Genomic DNA, 13,868 nt, shown 5'->3' on the forward strand with positions numbered 1-13,868 from the left:
ACGCGCTGTTCACGCACTGAGCAATCGTGGCTGCAGCGTAATCTAGTCGGTGCGCAAGCCGCGTGATTGCAAATGGGCGATCAAACGAGCTTGCAGTTGAGTCAGGTGTGGCAGCGAGCACTGATGACGCGCCGCCACCGCGCAGGCATGGCCCAACAAATAGCTGATTTCGGTTCGTCGGCCGTGGGCGACGTCCTGGTACATCGAAGAGTAGTTGGCTGCCGTCGCCTGAATCACTCGCTCGACCTCACTGTGCAAATCGTCGGCGGCGGCGGGCTCACCGCAGCAATTGAGCAGGTCACTCAATTCCGCGCACAGTGTCGCGACTTCGCAGCTGTGTACGTGCAGCCCACCGTTACGGCAGTCATGGAGTACGGTCAGCGGGTTGATCGCGCAGTTCAGCGCCAGCTTGCGCCAGAGTCGGGTGAGGATGTCCGGGGTCCATTGATGAGGGATGCCGCTGGTGTCTAGCTCATCTAGCCAGGTCGGCGGCGTTGGATCGCTTGCATCGCCGAGCCATGTGTAGCCATGGCCGGCAAATACCACGCGCCAGTCGCCGTCACGAAAAGCGCCCTCGGTACTCGACGCAATTATACAGCGGGCCTGTGGCACCTTTGCTGCGACTGCATCCTGACTGCCGAGACCGTTTTGCAACAGGATCAATTCGGCATTGGCGCTCAAGCGCGGGGCCAGACGGGCGACAGCCTCTTCTGCGTCATAGGCTTTACACGCCACCAGCAGGCGTTCAATGGGTTCGGCGGCGTCGAATGTTTGTGCGGGGATGGCCATAGGGTAGCTGTGGCTTTGCTCGACCAAGGTCAAACCGCCAGCGGCCTCGTAAGCCGCCAGGCGCGCGGGGTCGCGCAAGATCAGCCGCACCGGCAGTCCTGCTCGCGCCAACCGGGTTGCCCATAGGCTGCCGAGGCTGCCGGCGCCTAAAACATGCCAGATAACAGCCATCAGCCATTCACTGGCGAGGGTTTGATGGGCCGTTGAATGAAGGAATTGGAATTCAGCATGGCAGGCTCGCAGCGACGGTGGGGAAAGTCCCGTTATAATGACGGCGCATTCATACCGTCAAGTCAGGCGTGCTCCATCTTCATGTTGAGCCGCGCCGTTTATCTGGAGAAATTACATGCCCTCGTTCGACGTAGTGTCCGAACTGGATAAACACGAAGTCACTAATGCCGTCGACAATGCCATCAAAGAGCTGGATCGTCGGTACGACCTTAAAGGCAAAGGCACATTCGAGTTCAAGGAATTGACCGTGAACCTGACCGCCGAGGCAGACTTCCAACTCGAGGCCATGGTCGAAATCCTCAAGCTGTGCCTGGTCAAACGCAAGATTGATGTGCAATGCCTTGAACTCAAGGATGCTTATGCGTCCGGCAAATTGATGAAACAGGAAGCCACCCTTAAGGAAGGCATTGATAAAGAGATGGCGAAGAAAATCGTCGCTCATATCAAAGACGCCAAGCTAAAAGTGCAGGCAGCCATTCAGGGCGAGCAAGTTCGTGTGACCGGCAAGAAACGTGATGACCTGCAAGAAGCGATGGCCGTGCTGCGTGGTCATGAGTTTGGCATGCCCTTACAGTTCAACAATTTCCGCGATTAAAAGGAGGCGTAAATGGATTTGAATGCTCAAGTCAGTCATCTGCAGAAGCTCTCTGAAGCCTGGATTCCGCTGTTCTTGCAATACGGCAGCCGCGTGCTACTGGCAGTGGTCACCCTTGGCATCGGCTGGTGGGTGATCAACACAGTGACCCGTAGGCTGGGGGGGCTCTTGGCGCTGCGCAATGCCGATCTGGCCTTGCAGGGCTTCATCGGCAGCCTGGCGAACATCATTCTCAAGGTATTGCTGATCGTTAGCGTCGCGTCGATGATCGGTATTGAAACCACCTCGTTCGTGGCCGCCATTGGTGCCGCAGGTCTGGCCATCGGTCTGGCCTTGCAAGGCAGCCTTGCGAACTTCGCCGGTGGCGTGCTGATTTTGCTGTTCCGTCCGTTCCGCATCGGTGACTGGATCGAAGCCCAAAACATTAGCGGTACGGTCGACAATATCCTGATTTTTCATACCGTCCTGCGCACCGGTGACAACAAGACGGTGATCGTGCCCAACGGCATTCTGTCCAATGGCATCATCACCAACACCAACACCAACCGTCAGCCGACCCGCAAGGTGGTGTTCGATATCGGTGTGGATCACGACGCCAACCTCAAACAAGCCCTGCAAGTGCTGCTGGAGATGGCTCAGGATCCTCGCGTGTTACAGACCCCTGCGCCACAAGCGGTGGTCACGGCGCTGGGCGAAAATGCCATTACCCTGTCGCTACGGGTCTGGACCAAGACCGGCGACTATGGCGATATGGTTTCGTATTTCAATGTTGAGGCACGAGACCTCTTGAAGGCCGCCAACATCGATATTCCTACGCCATCGCGCATGGTCCGCGTGATGCAGGAAGCAGTAGAAAAATAAGCTGGCACTGCTGCAAACAAAAAGCCCCGGTTCTGAGCTGACCCCATAAAGTGGGGCCGTTCAAACCGGGGCTTTTGTTTGGCTGGATGCTCTAAGGCTGATCGCTGACCGGCGATTCAGTGGTTTCTGATGCTGGCATGCCCTTGCCGCGCCGCACCTCCTGGGACCAGTGCAGCGCGATCATTATCAGGGTCGGTATGCCGAGCAGGGCGGTGATCAGGAAGAAGGTGTGATAGCCAAACCTTTCTACCATCACGCCGGAGTAGCCACCTATCAGGCGCGGGAGCAGTAGCATGATTGAGCTGAGGAGCGCGTATTGCGTCGCCGAAAACTTCAGGTTGGTCAGGCTCGATAGGTACGCGACGAAGGCGGACGTCGCCATCCCTGCGCTGAAGTTGTCCAGGGAGATGGTCACGATCAGCATCCGCAGGTTCGGGCCCATGTCGGCGAGCAACAGGAACAGCAGGTTGGTGGCTGAAGAGGCCGCTCCACCGATAAACAGGATGGGCAAGATGCCGAAACGCACGATCAATAGGCCGCCAAAACCCGCGCCCAGTAGGGTCATGACCAGGCCGAAGAGTTTGCTGACGCTGGCAATCTGATCCTTGGTAAAGCCCAGGTCGATATAAAACACGTTAGCCATGACGCCCATGACCGTGTCTGACATTCGATAGGTTGCGATCAGGCCGAGCAGCAGAAATGCCTGCCAGCGATAGCGCCTGATGAAGTCGTTGACCGGGGTTAAAACGGGTGCGAGCCCGCGTCGGCCAATGGATGACAGGCACAGAGTGGTCAGTGTGATGTACAGGAGGGCGCGCAGAAAGGCGCGGTCTTCAAGCAGAAGGTCGACCCAGCGGGTGCCGTTGAAGAGCACGCCGGAGAAGTCTGTGTAGTACAGCTGGGTGAACATTGCGGGCACCGATACCAGCAAGATGATCAGCACAAAGACCGACGCCAATTGATGGCTGAACCCATAGCGCGCCGCCGACAGTTGAGTGCGCAGCGGCACCGGTGACTCACGCATGACCATCGTGGTAATCAGTGCGGGCAGCATCAACAGGCCGAAGATAATGTAGGTCCAGGCCCAAGCGGAATGTTTGTAACTGAAACCGGTAGAGCCGAAACCTTCGGCAATATAGAGTGCGCCGGCTGTCGCCAGCAGGGCTGCAACCCGGTAGCCGGACATGTAGCTGGCGGCCAACGCGGCCTGGCGGCTGTCCTCGGCGATTTCCAGACGATAGGCGTCGATGGCGATGTCTTGCGTCGCAGACGAGAACGCAACCAACACGGCAATAGCAATCAGCCAGGACAGATGTTTTTGTGGGTCGCAAAAACCCATGCCGATCAAGCCAAGCACTATCAGGGATTGAGACAGCACCAGCCATGATCGCCGACGGCCAAGTTTGCCAAGAAAAGGCAGGCGCCACTGGTCCAATAGGGGTGACCAGACCCACTTGAAGGCATACGCCAGGCCGATGAGGCTGGCATAACCGATGGTTTCACGTGCAACGCCCGCTTCGCGCAGCCAGACCGACAGCGTGGAAAACACGAGCATGTAAGGCAAGCCCGCAGCGAACCCGAGCAGCAATAGCACTAATGTCGAGGGGTTGGCATAAGCGGCGAGCGCGACGCGCCAGGATTTACGGGGCATGGGCTGAAGTCTGCCTCAGGTTGCGAAAACAAAGGGCGCACTCTAACCGCTGTGCTCTATCGGGCGCCAGCCATGGCACTGAATATCTACTCGATTATTCGAAATAGTGATGCCTTCAGCGCGTAGGCGCGCGCGCTGTTCGTCGCCGGAGGCTGTGCCTGCTGGCAAGCTGAGTCTACCGCCGGCCCCCAGTACCCGATGCCAGGGTAGGGAGGTGCCCAGCGGTAATTGGCTCAGTGTGCGCCCAACCCAGCGCGCGGCACGGCCCAGTCCTGCCAACTCCGCCAACTGACCATAGCTCACGACCTTGCCTTCCGGGACTTGATGGAGGGTCAGGTAGAGCGCTGCGCGCCGAACTTCAGCCGGCGTCAATGGCACGGTATCGTCCTGCATGGGTGGGTGATCAGTCACACGTTTCTTCCTGTTGAGAGACGGGTGGCACTAGCTTACGCGGAACTGAAACCCGTTTTCAGGGTCTTTAAGGGCTCGCCATCGTCTTGGACGATGATGCCCAATTCCCCCGTAAACCCGAGTCTTGTCGTCGCTTATGCTGTCTAGAACCTTGCTGTGCATCGCTATCACCAGCGTCTCCATGCCTTTGCTCGCCGATACCGTATGGTTAAAAAATGGTGACCGGCTGACCGGAACAATCAGAGTCTTCGACGGCGGTAAGTTGCTGCTCCAGACCGATTATGCCGGGGCGATCCCGCTGGACTGGAAACAGATCAAAACCCTGGAGAGTGACCAGAAACTTTTGATCAAGCAGGGCAAGTCCCCTGGCGAAATCGCCAAGTCGTTGCAGCCTGCCGAGGACGGCAAAGTGACGCTGGCCAATGGTGAGGCACCGAAGACTGTCGAACTGGCCAGCATTCAACAGATCATGAAGCCGCAACCGGTGATTACCGATCTGGTCTGGAAAGGCAGCGTCGACGCAGCGCTGGATTTTCAGCGCGCGGAAAAGAACACCGACGATTACAACATCGCCTTCAAAACTTCGGCGCGTCACGGCGATTGGCGGCATAACGCCAAAGGTGAGTACAACCGCGAAACTCAGGACGGCCTCGTCAGTACGGATAACTGGAGCGCCGAGTACTCCATTGACCGTTTTTTCACCGAAAAATGGTTCTGGGATGGCCGTGTTACCTACAAACGCGACGATATAGAGAATTTGTCCCGCCAACGTACAGTCGGTACCGGTCCGGGCTATCAATTCTGGGATGACGAGCTGGGTGCGTTCTCGCTGGGTTCATTGCTTAACCGCACCGACTACGAATACGCCGACGGTAAGAAAGCCAATTTCTATTCCGCGGGCATGAAGTGGGATTACAACCGCTTCTTGATTGGCAAGAAAGTTGAGTTCTTCACCAATGGTGAATTGAGCAAGTCACTCACCGGCGTTGCCAATTACAGTCTGGACAGTGAGATTGGGCTGCGTTACAAGGTCACCGAATGGGCCTCGCTCAACCTGAAGGCTGAGAAAAACCTCATTAGTGGTTCTTCCGACGGGGATCTCGACAAAACCCGCTATACGGCTGGCTTTGGGGTGACGTGGTAAGCGTCCGATGACGCCATCGCAGGGGGCATGCAACCAGGCATCCCCTCTGCGACTGGATCAGGGTCGCGTCCGACTGACGCGATCTACCTGATCAGCAATAGAGCCTGAGAACCTAGATCCGCAGCCCGCCATCCAGCTCCAGAATACGACCGCTGTAGTAATCGTTCTCCAGAATATACGCCGCCGAATGAGCGATCTCTTCAGGTTTGCCCATACGCTTGAGCGGGATGCCAGAGGTCATTTTTTCCAACGCTTCAGGCTTCATGCCCAAGGTCATTTCAGTTTCGATGAAGCCAGGCGCAATGCCCGCCACACGGATGCCATAGCGAGCCAGTTCCTTGGCCCAGGTCACGGTTGCTGCCGCGACACCGGCTTTGGCTGCCGAGTAGTTGGTCTGCCCGACGTTACCTGCACGGGAGATCGAAGAAATATTGATGATTGCGCCCTGATTCTTCAGTTCGATCATCTTTGCCGCTACTTCGCGGGTACACAGGAACACGCCTGTCAGGTTGACGTCGATGACTGCTTGCCACTGCGCGAGGGACATTTTGGTCATCTCGCCGTCCTTGACCCTAAGCAGCAGGCCATCACGGAGGATCCCTGCATTGTTGATCAGGCCGTGAATTGCCCCGAAGTCTTCGGCTACCTGGGCAACCATCTGCATCACGTGTTCTTCGTTAGCGACGTTGCACAGGTAGGCGCGCGCTTCAACGCCCAATGCCTGGCAAGCGGCGACCGTCTGGTCAAGCTTTTCCGGATTCAAGTCCACCAAGGCCAGCTTCACGCCTTTAGCGGCGAGATATTCGGCCATCGAGCGACCCAAACCCTGGCCACCGCCAGTGATAATAATTACCTTGTCTTTCAAATGCATGCGCGTGCCCAATAAACAGTCAGTGGTTATCCTTACCAGATGACCCACAATCACGACATTCGTGCTTGGAGCTGCCCTGGTGGCGCTGCGAAAAAAATTTCTGAGCGCCCGTCCGTTTACGGGATTCTTTATAAGGAGTCATAAAATGAGCGTGAATGCCGCTAAGCATGCCCGAGAACTGCTTCTCAAGGAATACCGGGGTGCGTTGTCCACTCACTCCAAGTCCATGCCTGGCTTCCCGTTTGGTTCGGTCGTGCCCTATTGCCTGGATGATCAAGGTAGGCCGCTGATCCTGATCAGCCGCATTGCCCAGCACACCCATAACCTGCAACGCGACCCCAAGTGCTCGCTGCTGGTAGGCGAACGCGGAGCTGAAGATGTGCAGGCGGTGGGCCGTGTGACGCTATTGGCCGAGGCCGAAAAACTGACCGACGGTGCGGCCATCGACGCGGCTGCCGAGCGCTATTACCGGTATTTTCCCGAATCGCAGAGCTATCACCAGGCTCACGACTTTGATTTTTGGGTGCTTGCCCCGGTGCGTTATCGCTATATCGGCGGTTTTGGGGCAATTCATTGGCTCGATGACGTAGCCCTGGCCAATCCGTTTTTCGGCGCGATTGAAGCCGGAATGGTCAAACATATGAATGATGACCACGTCAAAGCCATCGCACATTACGTGGCGCTGTCCGGTCTGCCGCAGACGCAGCCCGCGCAGATGGTGGGTGTCGACAGCGAAGGCATGCATTTACGCATCGGGCAGGGCCTATACTGGTTGGCTTTTGGCCACCCCTGTAATACGCCGACACAAGTCCGCGAAGCCTTGGTCCAGCTGGCCCATGCTGAAAAATGGCCGGTCGATCAAGCCCAAGAAGCTTGAATTAACGAGTTGGCGACATCACATAGGGTTTATTGGAAGTCACTCTTCCGCTGAGGAACTCATTTGATGCGCGTTTTTCTGTTGCTCTTTCTGCTATTTCCAGTGCTGGAGCTGTTCGTTCTGGTCAAGGTCGGTATGGCCATCGGCTTTTTGCCTACCTTCTTGCTGGTGGTCGCCAGCTCCATGCTCGGTGTATTCCTGATCCGCGTGGCGGGCTTTGCCACGGCCCTGCGTGCCCGTGAGAGTCTGGCCCGTGGCGAGCTGCCGGCCCAGCAGATGCTGGAAGGTCTGATGGTTGCAGTGGGTGGTGGGTTATTGCTGCTGCCCGGCTTCATCAGCGACGTGCTGGGGCTGATCTGCCTGCTGCCGGTCACCCGTCGGGTGTTGGTTAACAAGCTACGCAAGCGTGCTGAAGAGCAAGCGATTCGCCAGCGGGCGTTTGCCGATGACCTGCAAGCCGGCGGTGGTCCTGAACGTCCAGGTGCAATCCACCCCGGCAGCCGTCAGCCCAACGTGATCGAAGGAGAATTCGAGCATCGCGACAAGTAAGCGTGCAGGCTTGCATGCAGCGGTCTGCGCGGCACCTTCAGGTGCCGCATACGTTACAAAAGGCTGCACCTGTCAGCAAAAAAATTACACGCCAAGCCTTGTAATCACCTTGCTCGCCCTTATGTAAGGGTCACCGCAAGGTTTCTGGCGGATTCGCCAGACCGTATTCTGCGGTTCGCTCGTCGAACCGTAACCGGCAACGCCGGATGTTCTAACCCGCCGGTGCAGTCACCGGACGTTCAAAACCATAATTAGGAGATCGACAATGAAGCTTCGTCCTCTGCATGACCGCGTCGTAATCCGTCGCAGCGAAGAAGAATCAAAAACTGCTGGCGGTATCGTTCTGCCGGGTTCGGCTGCTGAAAAGCCAAACCGTGGCGAGATCCTCGCTGTGGGTACCGGCCGCGTGCTGGACAACGGTGAAGTGCGTGCGCTGGCCGTAAAAGTAGGCGACAAAGTGGTGTTTGGCCCTTACTCCGGCAGCAACACTGTGAAAGTAGACGGCGAAGACCTGCTGGTGATGAGCGAGAACGAAATTCTCGCAGTCGTCGAAGCCTGAGTATTTCCCGCGAATTTCCATTACTACAAAGTATTTAAGGAATAACGATCATGGCTGCAAAAGAAGTTAAATTTGGCGACTCCGCCCGTAAAAAAATGCTCACCGGTGTCAACGTCCTGGCTGACGCAGTTAAAGCGACCCTCGGGCCTAAAGGCCGTAACGTCATTATCGAAAAAAGCTTTGGTGCTCCGCTGATCACCAAAGACGGCGTTTCCGTTGCAAAAGAAATCGAACTGAAAGACCGTTTCGAAAACATGGGCGCGCAGCTGGTTAAAGACGTTGCTTCCCGTGCAAACGATGACGCAGGCGACGGCACCACGACCGCTACCGTTCTGGCTCAATCGATCGTCAACGAAGGCCTGAAAGCCGTTGCTGCCGGCATGAACCCGATGGACCTGAAGCGCGGCATCGACAAAGCGACCATCGCTATCGTTGCTCAGCTTAAGCTGCTGTCCAAGCCTTGCACCGACACCAAGGCCATCGCTCAGGTGGGTACTATCTCCGCCAACTCCGATAGCTCCATCGGCGACATCATTGCCGAAGCTATGGAAAAAGTGACTAAAGACGGCGTTATCACCGTTGAAGAAGGCACTGGCCTGGAAAACGAATTGTCTGTTGTTGAAGGCATGCAGTTTGACCGTGGTTACCTGTCCCCGTACTTCATCAACAAGCCAGATACCATGGTTGCCGAGCTGGACGGTCCGCTGATCCTGCTGGTCGACAAAAAAATCTCCAACATCCGCGAAATGCTGCCAGTTCTGGAAGCAGTGGCCAAAGCTGGCCGTCCGCTGTTGATCGTTGCTGAAGACGTTGAAGGCGAAGCCCTGGCGACTCTGGTTGTGAACAACATGCGCGGCATCGTGAAAGTTGCAGCCGTCAAAGCCCCAGGCTTTGGTGATCGTCGTAAGGCTATGCTGCAGGACATCGCTGTTCTGACTGGCGGTACCGTTATCTCCGAAGAGATCGGCCTGAGCCTGGAAACCACTACCCTGGAACACCTGGGTAATGCCAAGCGCGTTGTGCTGAACAAAGAAAACACCACCATCATCGACGGTGCAGGCGTTCGTGCCGACATCGACTCGCGTATCGCTCAGATCCGCACGCAAGTAGCCGACACCACGTCGGACTACGACAAAGAAAAACTGCAAGAGCGTCTGGCCAAGTTGTCCGGCGGCGTTGCAGTGATCAAAGTCGGCGCCGGTTCCGAAGTTGAAATGAAAGAGAAGAAAGCCCGCGTTGAAGACGCCCTGCACGCAACCCGTGCGGCCGTTGAAGAAGGCGTGGTACCTGGCGGTGGCGTGGCATTGGTTCGCTCCCTGCAAGCAATCGCTGGCCTGAAAGGCGACAACGCTGATCAGGACGTCGGTATCGCTCTGCTGCGTCGCGCTGTAGAAGCTCCACTGCGTCAGATCGTTTCCAACTCCGGCGACGAACCAAGCGTAGTTGTCGACAAGGTCAAGCAGGGTTCGGGTAACTTCGGTTACAACGCTGCTACCGGCGAATACGGCGACATGATCGAAATGGGCATCCTTGACCCGGCTAAAGTGACTCGCTCTGCTCTGCAAGCGGCCTCCTCCATTGCCAGCCTGATGATCACTACCGAAGCGATGATCGCTGAAGTGGTTGATGACAAGTCAAGCGGCGGCGGCATGCCGGACATGGGCGGCATGGGTGGTATGGGCGGCATGATGTAAGCCAGCTTTACCCCTCCCATAAAAAACCCCGCTTCGGCGGGGTTTTTTTTGACCAATGTTCGGTGAGCTTAAGTGTGCGGCGAGCGTTAACGCGCACCTCACACCCTACAGAATCAGGATCAACCGGCCTTGGCCACCAGAGGTTTACTCGCTGGGGCTTCTTTCGGTTCAGCGCGGTACAGCACGGCGTAATACGACCCCAGACTAATCAGCCAGCAGAACACGGCTGTCCAGACGTTGTGGGAGAAGAAGTGCGCACCTTGAAGCATTCGACCGATCGAGAAGATCGTGCCGAGGCTGAAGGCGAAGATCAGCGCAGCTCGGGCCATGCGAGGGCGGCGATCACGCAAAATGAAGAAGAGCGCGAACAGGGTGAAGCCGGTAGCAGCATGACCGCCGGGCCAGCAGCGCCCAGGGTTATCGGTTGCAGGGCGAGGGCTTAGCAGCTCGCTGTAGGTTTCCTTGCCGCCGAACTCGGTCAGGCTCCAGGGGCATTGCACCGAGGTCACAACCTTGGCCGGCGTCACGAAGCTGGTGGACAGCGCCATGGACAGCACCAGGCAACCGAGTTCACGACGGAACGGTATCAGGCGTTGCACAAAAAATGCGCCCGCAAAGGCCGCCAGGGAAATAAGACTGAACGCAATCACTGCCTGTTTGGCGTGATTGTGGAGGACGCTTTCCAGGAAATGGCTGTGTCGACCGATAAAGTCGCCCGCTACCGGATCATAGAGGTGCCTGGCGATATCCATGTCCAGCGAGGTCAGTTCCAGCAAGATCAGAATGACCGCTGTAATCGCGGGGACACCCAAGCACACCCAAAGATTGAGTGGGCGAGAGTAGGGTCGGGCAGAAGGTGAAGGCATGACAGATCCTGAGCGCGTAGAGAGAGGATCCAGGCCGATCAGCCTGGAGTATGGTTATTGTCGGGTACTCACCACAGAAGGTTGCTCGGCACTTCATCGGAGTACACGAGACAGTCAACAGCAATAAAGTTGAAGCGCACGCCAAATTCGCCCCAGAACAGCCGTTCTGCAACGGAGGTAAAAAGCATGATGAAAATACTGACGCTCAGCAGCCCCTGGAGAAACCAGCGGTGGACCGTAAAAGCCAATAGTGCAGCGCCGCCGATAGCGCAAACCGTATTGATGATGCCTTACCGCAAAGGGCAAAGTCTGGCAGCGACACTGTAATGCGGTTGTGAACCCGCTGTGAAAAAAACGTTGAGCGAGTTCGACCCTGCGACCCTGTCCTGACCGTTAGAACTGGTCGTGCGCGTCACTTGGCCTTAAGCTGCGCCAGCTTCAAAGGCCTTAACAGCATACAGAGAGAGTACCCCATGCGAATTCTGCTGGTTGAAGACAACCGCGACATCCTGGCAAACCTGGCGGATTACCTGGGTTTGAAGGGCTATACGGTCGACTGCGCGCAGGATGGGCTTTCCGGTTTGCACCTGGCGGCCACCGAGCACTACGACCTGATCGTGCTCGATATCATGCTGCCCGGTATAGACGGCTATACCCTGTGCAAGCGTCTGCGCGAGGATGCTCGGCGCGATACCCCTGTGATTATGCTCACCGCACGCGATCAACTGGACGACCGGCTGCAAGGCTTCCGGTCCGGCGCCGATGATTACCTGCTCAAACCCTTCGCTTTGTCCGAACTCGCCGCGCGAATCGAAGCGGTATTGCGTCGTGCCCAAGGGGGTGGCCGGCGCACCCTGCAGGTCGCTGACCTGATTTACGACCTCGATACGCTAGAAGTGACTCGGGAAGGGCGCCTGCTCAAACTCAACCCTGTCGGCCTCAAGCTGTTGGCGGTGTTGATGCAGAAAAGCCCGCATGTGCTGCGTCGGGAGATTCTTGAAGAGGCCTTGTGGGGCGACGATTGTCCCGACAGCGACAGCCTGCGCAGCCATGTGCACCAGTTACGTCAGGTGATCGACAAACCGTTTGCCAAGCCGCTACTGCAAACGGTGCATGGCGTTGGGTACCGCTTGGCCGAGGGCCGTGATGGAGTTTAAACAGAGCCTTGCCCAGCGGATCATCATCGCGTTCGCGTTGATGAGTGCGTTGGTCGCAGGATCGTTCGCCCTGGGCATCGTGGCAACCGTCCATGTGGTCGAAGAAAAGCTGATCTCCGCAGGTCTTGGGAGCGACCTCAACCGCTTGTTGTTGATGGACAGCATTAGCGACTGGAGCCATCGCCCGGAGCCAGGTGAGCTGTTCTATTTCAGCGACGGCCGTGGTGAGTTCGAGTTGCCTAAAGATTTGCGGCATCTGGAGCCAGGGTTTCATGAAGTCTTTCGTGATGACCGTTCCTATCACGTCATGGTGGTCGTCGTTGACGGACGTCGATACGCGTTGTTGAAGGATCAAAGCGATTTTGAAGAGCGTGAACGGGTGCTGTTCGCGGTGGTGCTGGTCGGGTTCGTCCTTGCGCTGGGGCTGGCGGTGTTCCTCGGCTGGGTATTGGCGCGAAAAGTAATGGCGCCGGTGGTAAGGCTGGCCAGACAGGTTAGGCATCGCGACCAACTGTTGGGGCTTGCGCCGCTCTTGGCGCCAGACTATGCCGCCGATGAAGTGGGTGAGCTGGCCGTGGCCTTTGATACCACGCTCGGGCGTTTGCGTCAGGCCCTGACGCGAGAGCGCCTGTTCACCAGTGATGTCAGTCATGAGCTGCGCACGCCGTTGATGGTACTTGCCAGTTCCTGTGAGTTGCTGCTTGAAAACCCGGCCCTCGATCAGCGCGCTCGCGCTCAGGTGCAGCGTATTGCTCGTGCCTGTGAAGAAATGCGTGATCTGGTGCAAACCTTTCTCATGTTGGCGCGTACCCAGCGTGAGGATTCGGACATGGCGCCGAAGCTATCCCTCGCCACGGCGGCTGATCAGTTGATCACGTTATGGCGTGAGCCCATTGAGGCCAAAGGTCTGACACTGTTGTTCGAGCCTGGTCAGCCTTCGGATACAGGCTACAACGCCACGTTCCTTCATGCGGTGATGGGCAACTTGCTGCGCAACGCATTGCATTACACCGACAGCGGGTTTATCCGGCTTACGCTAGAAGCTGAAGGCTTTGTGGTTGAGGACAGTGGCGTCGGAATTCCAGAGGAAAAACGTCAAGCCATGTTTCAGCCGTTCGTGCGCGGCAACGAGCAGCGAGGTGAAGGATTGGGCCTGGGGCTTTCTCTGGTCCAGCGGATCTGTGAAAACCAGGGGTGGAGCGTCAGCCTTACCAGCAGTGAGCCCAACGGTTGTCGTTTTCACGTTGATCTGCACGTCAAACCCTGCTGAGAGGACAGGGAACACCTACACCGCCAGTCGTCGTTCAGCACGGCGGACGGGCAGAAATGGGTCTACGGTTATAAGACAGCGTTCGGCAGCGCTATCAAAGGCTTACAGTAATGAGGCTCGAAATAGCCCGAAGTTTGTTTCTGGTGGGGGGGCTAGGCATAGCATCCTTGGCCCTGACCGTATGGGAGCAACCTGGTCCCAGGATATTGAGCGCGCAGCAGGGCGAGGGTCAATGCCCATTGCCGCGGGTCGCGCGGGTCGCCAAGGTTCAGGAGTCGAAGACGCCTGATCAAGATCTGTTGCTGTTGATGTATGGCTTGATTCAAGGAATGAGGCAATAAAA

Annotated in this window: 16 protein-coding genes and 1 pseudogene; 12 read left to right on the forward strand and 5 right to left on the reverse strand. The window is 57.0% G+C overall.

The window, feature by feature from the left end; genetic code table 11:
* Positions 1-42: 42 nt before the first annotated feature.
* Positions 43-960, reverse strand: a complete 918-nt coding sequence (locus AC1ME2_RS18285; protein WP_480435722.1) for a putative 2-dehydropantoate 2-reductase — start codon at positions 958-960, stop codon at positions 43-45.
* Between the two features lie 175 nt (positions 961-1,135).
* On the opposite strand from AC1ME2_RS18285, the gene AC1ME2_RS18290 reads away from it, so the two are divergent.
* Together AC1ME2_RS18290 and AC1ME2_RS18295 are read left to right on the forward strand one after the other, a co-directional pair.
* Positions 1,136-1,615, forward strand: a complete 480-nt coding sequence (locus AC1ME2_RS18290; RefSeq protein ID WP_219062239.1) for a YajQ family cyclic di-GMP-binding protein — start codon at positions 1,136-1,138, stop codon at positions 1,613-1,615.
* 12 nt (positions 1,616-1,627) lie between these two features.
* Positions 1,628-2,476 carry a mechanosensitive ion channel family protein gene (locus AC1ME2_RS18295; RefSeq protein ID WP_480435723.1) on the forward strand — a complete coding sequence of 283 codons (849 nt, stop codon included), beginning with the start codon at positions 1,628-1,630 and terminating at the stop codon, positions 2,474-2,476.
* Between the two features lie 91 nt (positions 2,477-2,567).
* Here AC1ME2_RS18295 and AC1ME2_RS18300 read toward each other — a convergent pair whose 3' ends face one another.
* Positions 2,568-4,127 carry an AmpG family muropeptide MFS transporter gene (locus AC1ME2_RS18300; RefSeq protein WP_480435724.1) on the reverse strand — a complete coding sequence of 520 codons (1,560 nt, stop codon included), beginning with the start codon at positions 4,125-4,127 and terminating at the stop codon, positions 2,568-2,570.
* A 42-nt stretch (positions 4,128-4,169) separates the two neighbouring features.
* Positions 4,170-4,520: an MGMT family protein gene (locus AC1ME2_RS18305; protein ID WP_480442207.1), complete on the reverse strand. Its 351-nt coding sequence runs from the start codon at positions 4,518-4,520 to the stop codon at positions 4,170-4,172.
* A gap of 154 nt (positions 4,521-4,674) precedes the next feature.
* On the opposite strand from AC1ME2_RS18305, the gene AC1ME2_RS18310 reads away from it, so the two are divergent.
* Entirely contained in the window at positions 4,675-5,682 is a 1,008-nt protein-coding gene (locus tag AC1ME2_RS18310; protein ID WP_480435725.1) for a DUF481 domain-containing protein, read from the forward strand.
* Positions 5,683-5,794: 112 nt separating this feature from the next.
* Here AC1ME2_RS18310 and AC1ME2_RS18315 read toward each other — a convergent pair whose 3' ends face one another.
* A complete protein-coding gene (locus AC1ME2_RS18315; protein ID WP_480435727.1) occupies positions 5,795-6,553 on the reverse strand; it encodes an SDR family oxidoreductase in 759 nt (252 codons plus the stop codon).
* Between the two features lie 145 nt (positions 6,554-6,698).
* On the opposite strand from AC1ME2_RS18315, the gene AC1ME2_RS18320 reads away from it, so the two are divergent.
* The 4 genes from AC1ME2_RS18320 to groL all read left to right on the forward strand — a co-directional run bounded on the left by AC1ME2_RS18320 (position 6,699) and on the right by groL (position 10,232).
* On the forward strand, positions 6,699-7,430 hold the full coding sequence (locus tag AC1ME2_RS18320) for a HugZ family pyridoxamine 5'-phosphate oxidase (RefSeq protein WP_480435729.1): 732 nt from the start codon (positions 6,699-6,701) through the stop codon (positions 7,428-7,430).
* A gap of 66 nt (positions 7,431-7,496) precedes the next feature.
* On the forward strand, positions 7,497-7,979 hold the full coding sequence (locus tag AC1ME2_RS18325) for an FxsA family protein (RefSeq protein ID WP_480435730.1): 483 nt from the start codon (positions 7,497-7,499) through the stop codon (positions 7,977-7,979).
* 265 nt (positions 7,980-8,244) lie between these two features.
* Positions 8,245-8,538: a co-chaperone GroES gene (locus tag AC1ME2_RS18330; RefSeq protein WP_020292988.1), complete on the forward strand. Its 294-nt coding sequence runs from the start codon at positions 8,245-8,247 to the stop codon at positions 8,536-8,538.
* Between the two features lie 50 nt (positions 8,539-8,588).
* Positions 8,589-10,232: a chaperonin GroEL gene (gene groL, locus AC1ME2_RS18335; protein ID WP_480435731.1), complete on the forward strand. Its 1,644-nt coding sequence runs from the start codon at positions 8,589-8,591 to the stop codon at positions 10,230-10,232.
* A 119-nt stretch (positions 10,233-10,351) separates the two neighbouring features.
* On the opposite strand, the gene AC1ME2_RS18340 is transcribed toward groL, so the two are convergent.
* The gene (locus tag AC1ME2_RS18340; RefSeq protein ID WP_480435732.1) at positions 10,352-11,098 is read right to left on the reverse strand and encodes a phosphatase PAP2 family protein; all 747 of its coding nucleotides are present in this window, start codon (positions 11,096-11,098) and stop codon (positions 10,352-10,354) included.
* Between the two features lie 186 nt (positions 11,099-11,284).
* Between AC1ME2_RS18340 and AC1ME2_RS18345 the strand changes: the two genes are divergently transcribed.
* The 5 genes and pseudogenes from AC1ME2_RS18345 (at position 11,285) to AC1ME2_RS18365 (ending at position 13,866) form a co-directional block, all read left to right on the forward strand.
* A complete protein-coding gene (locus tag AC1ME2_RS18345; protein WP_480442409.1) occupies positions 11,285-11,425 on the forward strand; it encodes a hypothetical protein in 141 nt (46 codons plus the stop codon).
* Positions 11,426-11,571: 146 nt separating this feature from the next.
* The gene (colR, locus tag AC1ME2_RS18350; protein WP_259098423.1) at positions 11,572-12,255 is read left to right on the forward strand and encodes a two-component system response regulator ColR; all 684 of its coding nucleotides are present in this window, start codon (positions 11,572-11,574) and stop codon (positions 12,253-12,255) included.
* The gene (locus AC1ME2_RS18355; protein WP_480435733.1) at positions 12,245-13,525 is read left to right on the forward strand and encodes a sensor histidine kinase; all 1,281 of its coding nucleotides are present in this window, start codon (positions 12,245-12,247) and stop codon (positions 13,523-13,525) included. Before colR ends, AC1ME2_RS18355 begins: the two co-directional genes overlap by 11 nt.
* A gap of 3 nt (positions 13,526-13,528) precedes the next feature.
* Positions 13,529-13,636, forward strand: a pseudogene (locus tag AC1ME2_RS18360) (lipopolysaccharide kinase InaA family protein); the annotation flags it as partial.
* Positions 13,636-13,866 carry a hypothetical protein gene (locus AC1ME2_RS18365; RefSeq protein WP_480435734.1) on the forward strand — a complete coding sequence of 77 codons (231 nt, stop codon included), beginning with the start codon at positions 13,636-13,638 and terminating at the stop codon, positions 13,864-13,866. The pseudogene AC1ME2_RS18360 and the gene AC1ME2_RS18365, both read left to right, overlap by 1 nt.
* Positions 13,867-13,868: the final 2 nt, after the last annotated feature.

The organism is Pseudomonas sp. ASL9 (assembly GCF_056680335.1).

Excerpts from the sequence above, each read along its gene's own strand:
- AC1ME2_RS18315 (WP_480435727.1), bottom strand. The coding sequence starts at position 6,553 with ATGCATTTGAAAGACAAGGTAATTATTATCACTGGCGGTGGCCAGGGT.
- colR (WP_259098423.1), top strand. The coding sequence starts at position 11,572 with ATGCGAATTCTGCTGGTTGAAGACAACCGCGACATCCTGGCAAACCTG.
- AC1ME2_RS18330 (WP_020292988.1), top strand. The coding sequence starts at position 8,245 with ATGAAGCTTCGTCCTCTGCATGACCGCGTCGTAATCCGTCGCAGCGAA.
- AC1ME2_RS18300 (WP_480435724.1), bottom strand. The coding sequence starts at position 4,127 with ATGCCCCGTAAATCCTGGCGCGTCGCGCTCGCCGCTTATGCCAACCCC.
- AC1ME2_RS18325 (WP_480435730.1), top strand. The coding sequence starts at position 7,497 with ATGCGCGTTTTTCTGTTGCTCTTTCTGCTATTTCCAGTGCTGGAGCTG.
- AC1ME2_RS18320 (WP_480435729.1), top strand. The coding sequence starts at position 6,699 with ATGAGCGTGAATGCCGCTAAGCATGCCCGAGAACTGCTTCTCAAGGAA.
- AC1ME2_RS18365 (WP_480435734.1), top strand. The coding sequence starts at position 13,636 with ATGAGGCTCGAAATAGCCCGAAGTTTGTTTCTGGTGGGGGGGCTAGGC.
- AC1ME2_RS18345 (WP_480442409.1), top strand. The coding sequence starts at position 11,285 with ATGATGAAAATACTGACGCTCAGCAGCCCCTGGAGAAACCAGCGGTGG.
- AC1ME2_RS18285 (WP_480435722.1), bottom strand. The coding sequence starts at position 960 with ATGGCTGTTATCTGGCATGTTTTAGGCGCCGGCAGCCTCGGCAGCCTA.
- groL (WP_480435731.1), top strand. The coding sequence starts at position 8,589 with ATGGCTGCAAAAGAAGTTAAATTTGGCGACTCCGCCCGTAAAAAAATG.
- AC1ME2_RS18310 (WP_480435725.1), top strand. The coding sequence starts at position 4,675 with ATGCTGTCTAGAACCTTGCTGTGCATCGCTATCACCAGCGTCTCCATG.
- AC1ME2_RS18290 (WP_219062239.1), top strand. The coding sequence starts at position 1,136 with ATGCCCTCGTTCGACGTAGTGTCCGAACTGGATAAACACGAAGTCACT.
- AC1ME2_RS18340 (WP_480435732.1), bottom strand. The coding sequence starts at position 11,098 with ATGCCTTCACCTTCTGCCCGACCCTACTCTCGCCCACTCAATCTTTGG.
- AC1ME2_RS18295 (WP_480435723.1), top strand. The coding sequence starts at position 1,628 with ATGGATTTGAATGCTCAAGTCAGTCATCTGCAGAAGCTCTCTGAAGCC.
- AC1ME2_RS18305 (WP_480442207.1), bottom strand. The coding sequence starts at position 4,520 with ATGCAGGACGATACCGTGCCATTGACGCCGGCTGAAGTTCGGCGCGCA.
- AC1ME2_RS18355 (WP_480435733.1), top strand. The coding sequence starts at position 12,245 with ATGGAGTTTAAACAGAGCCTTGCCCAGCGGATCATCATCGCGTTCGCG.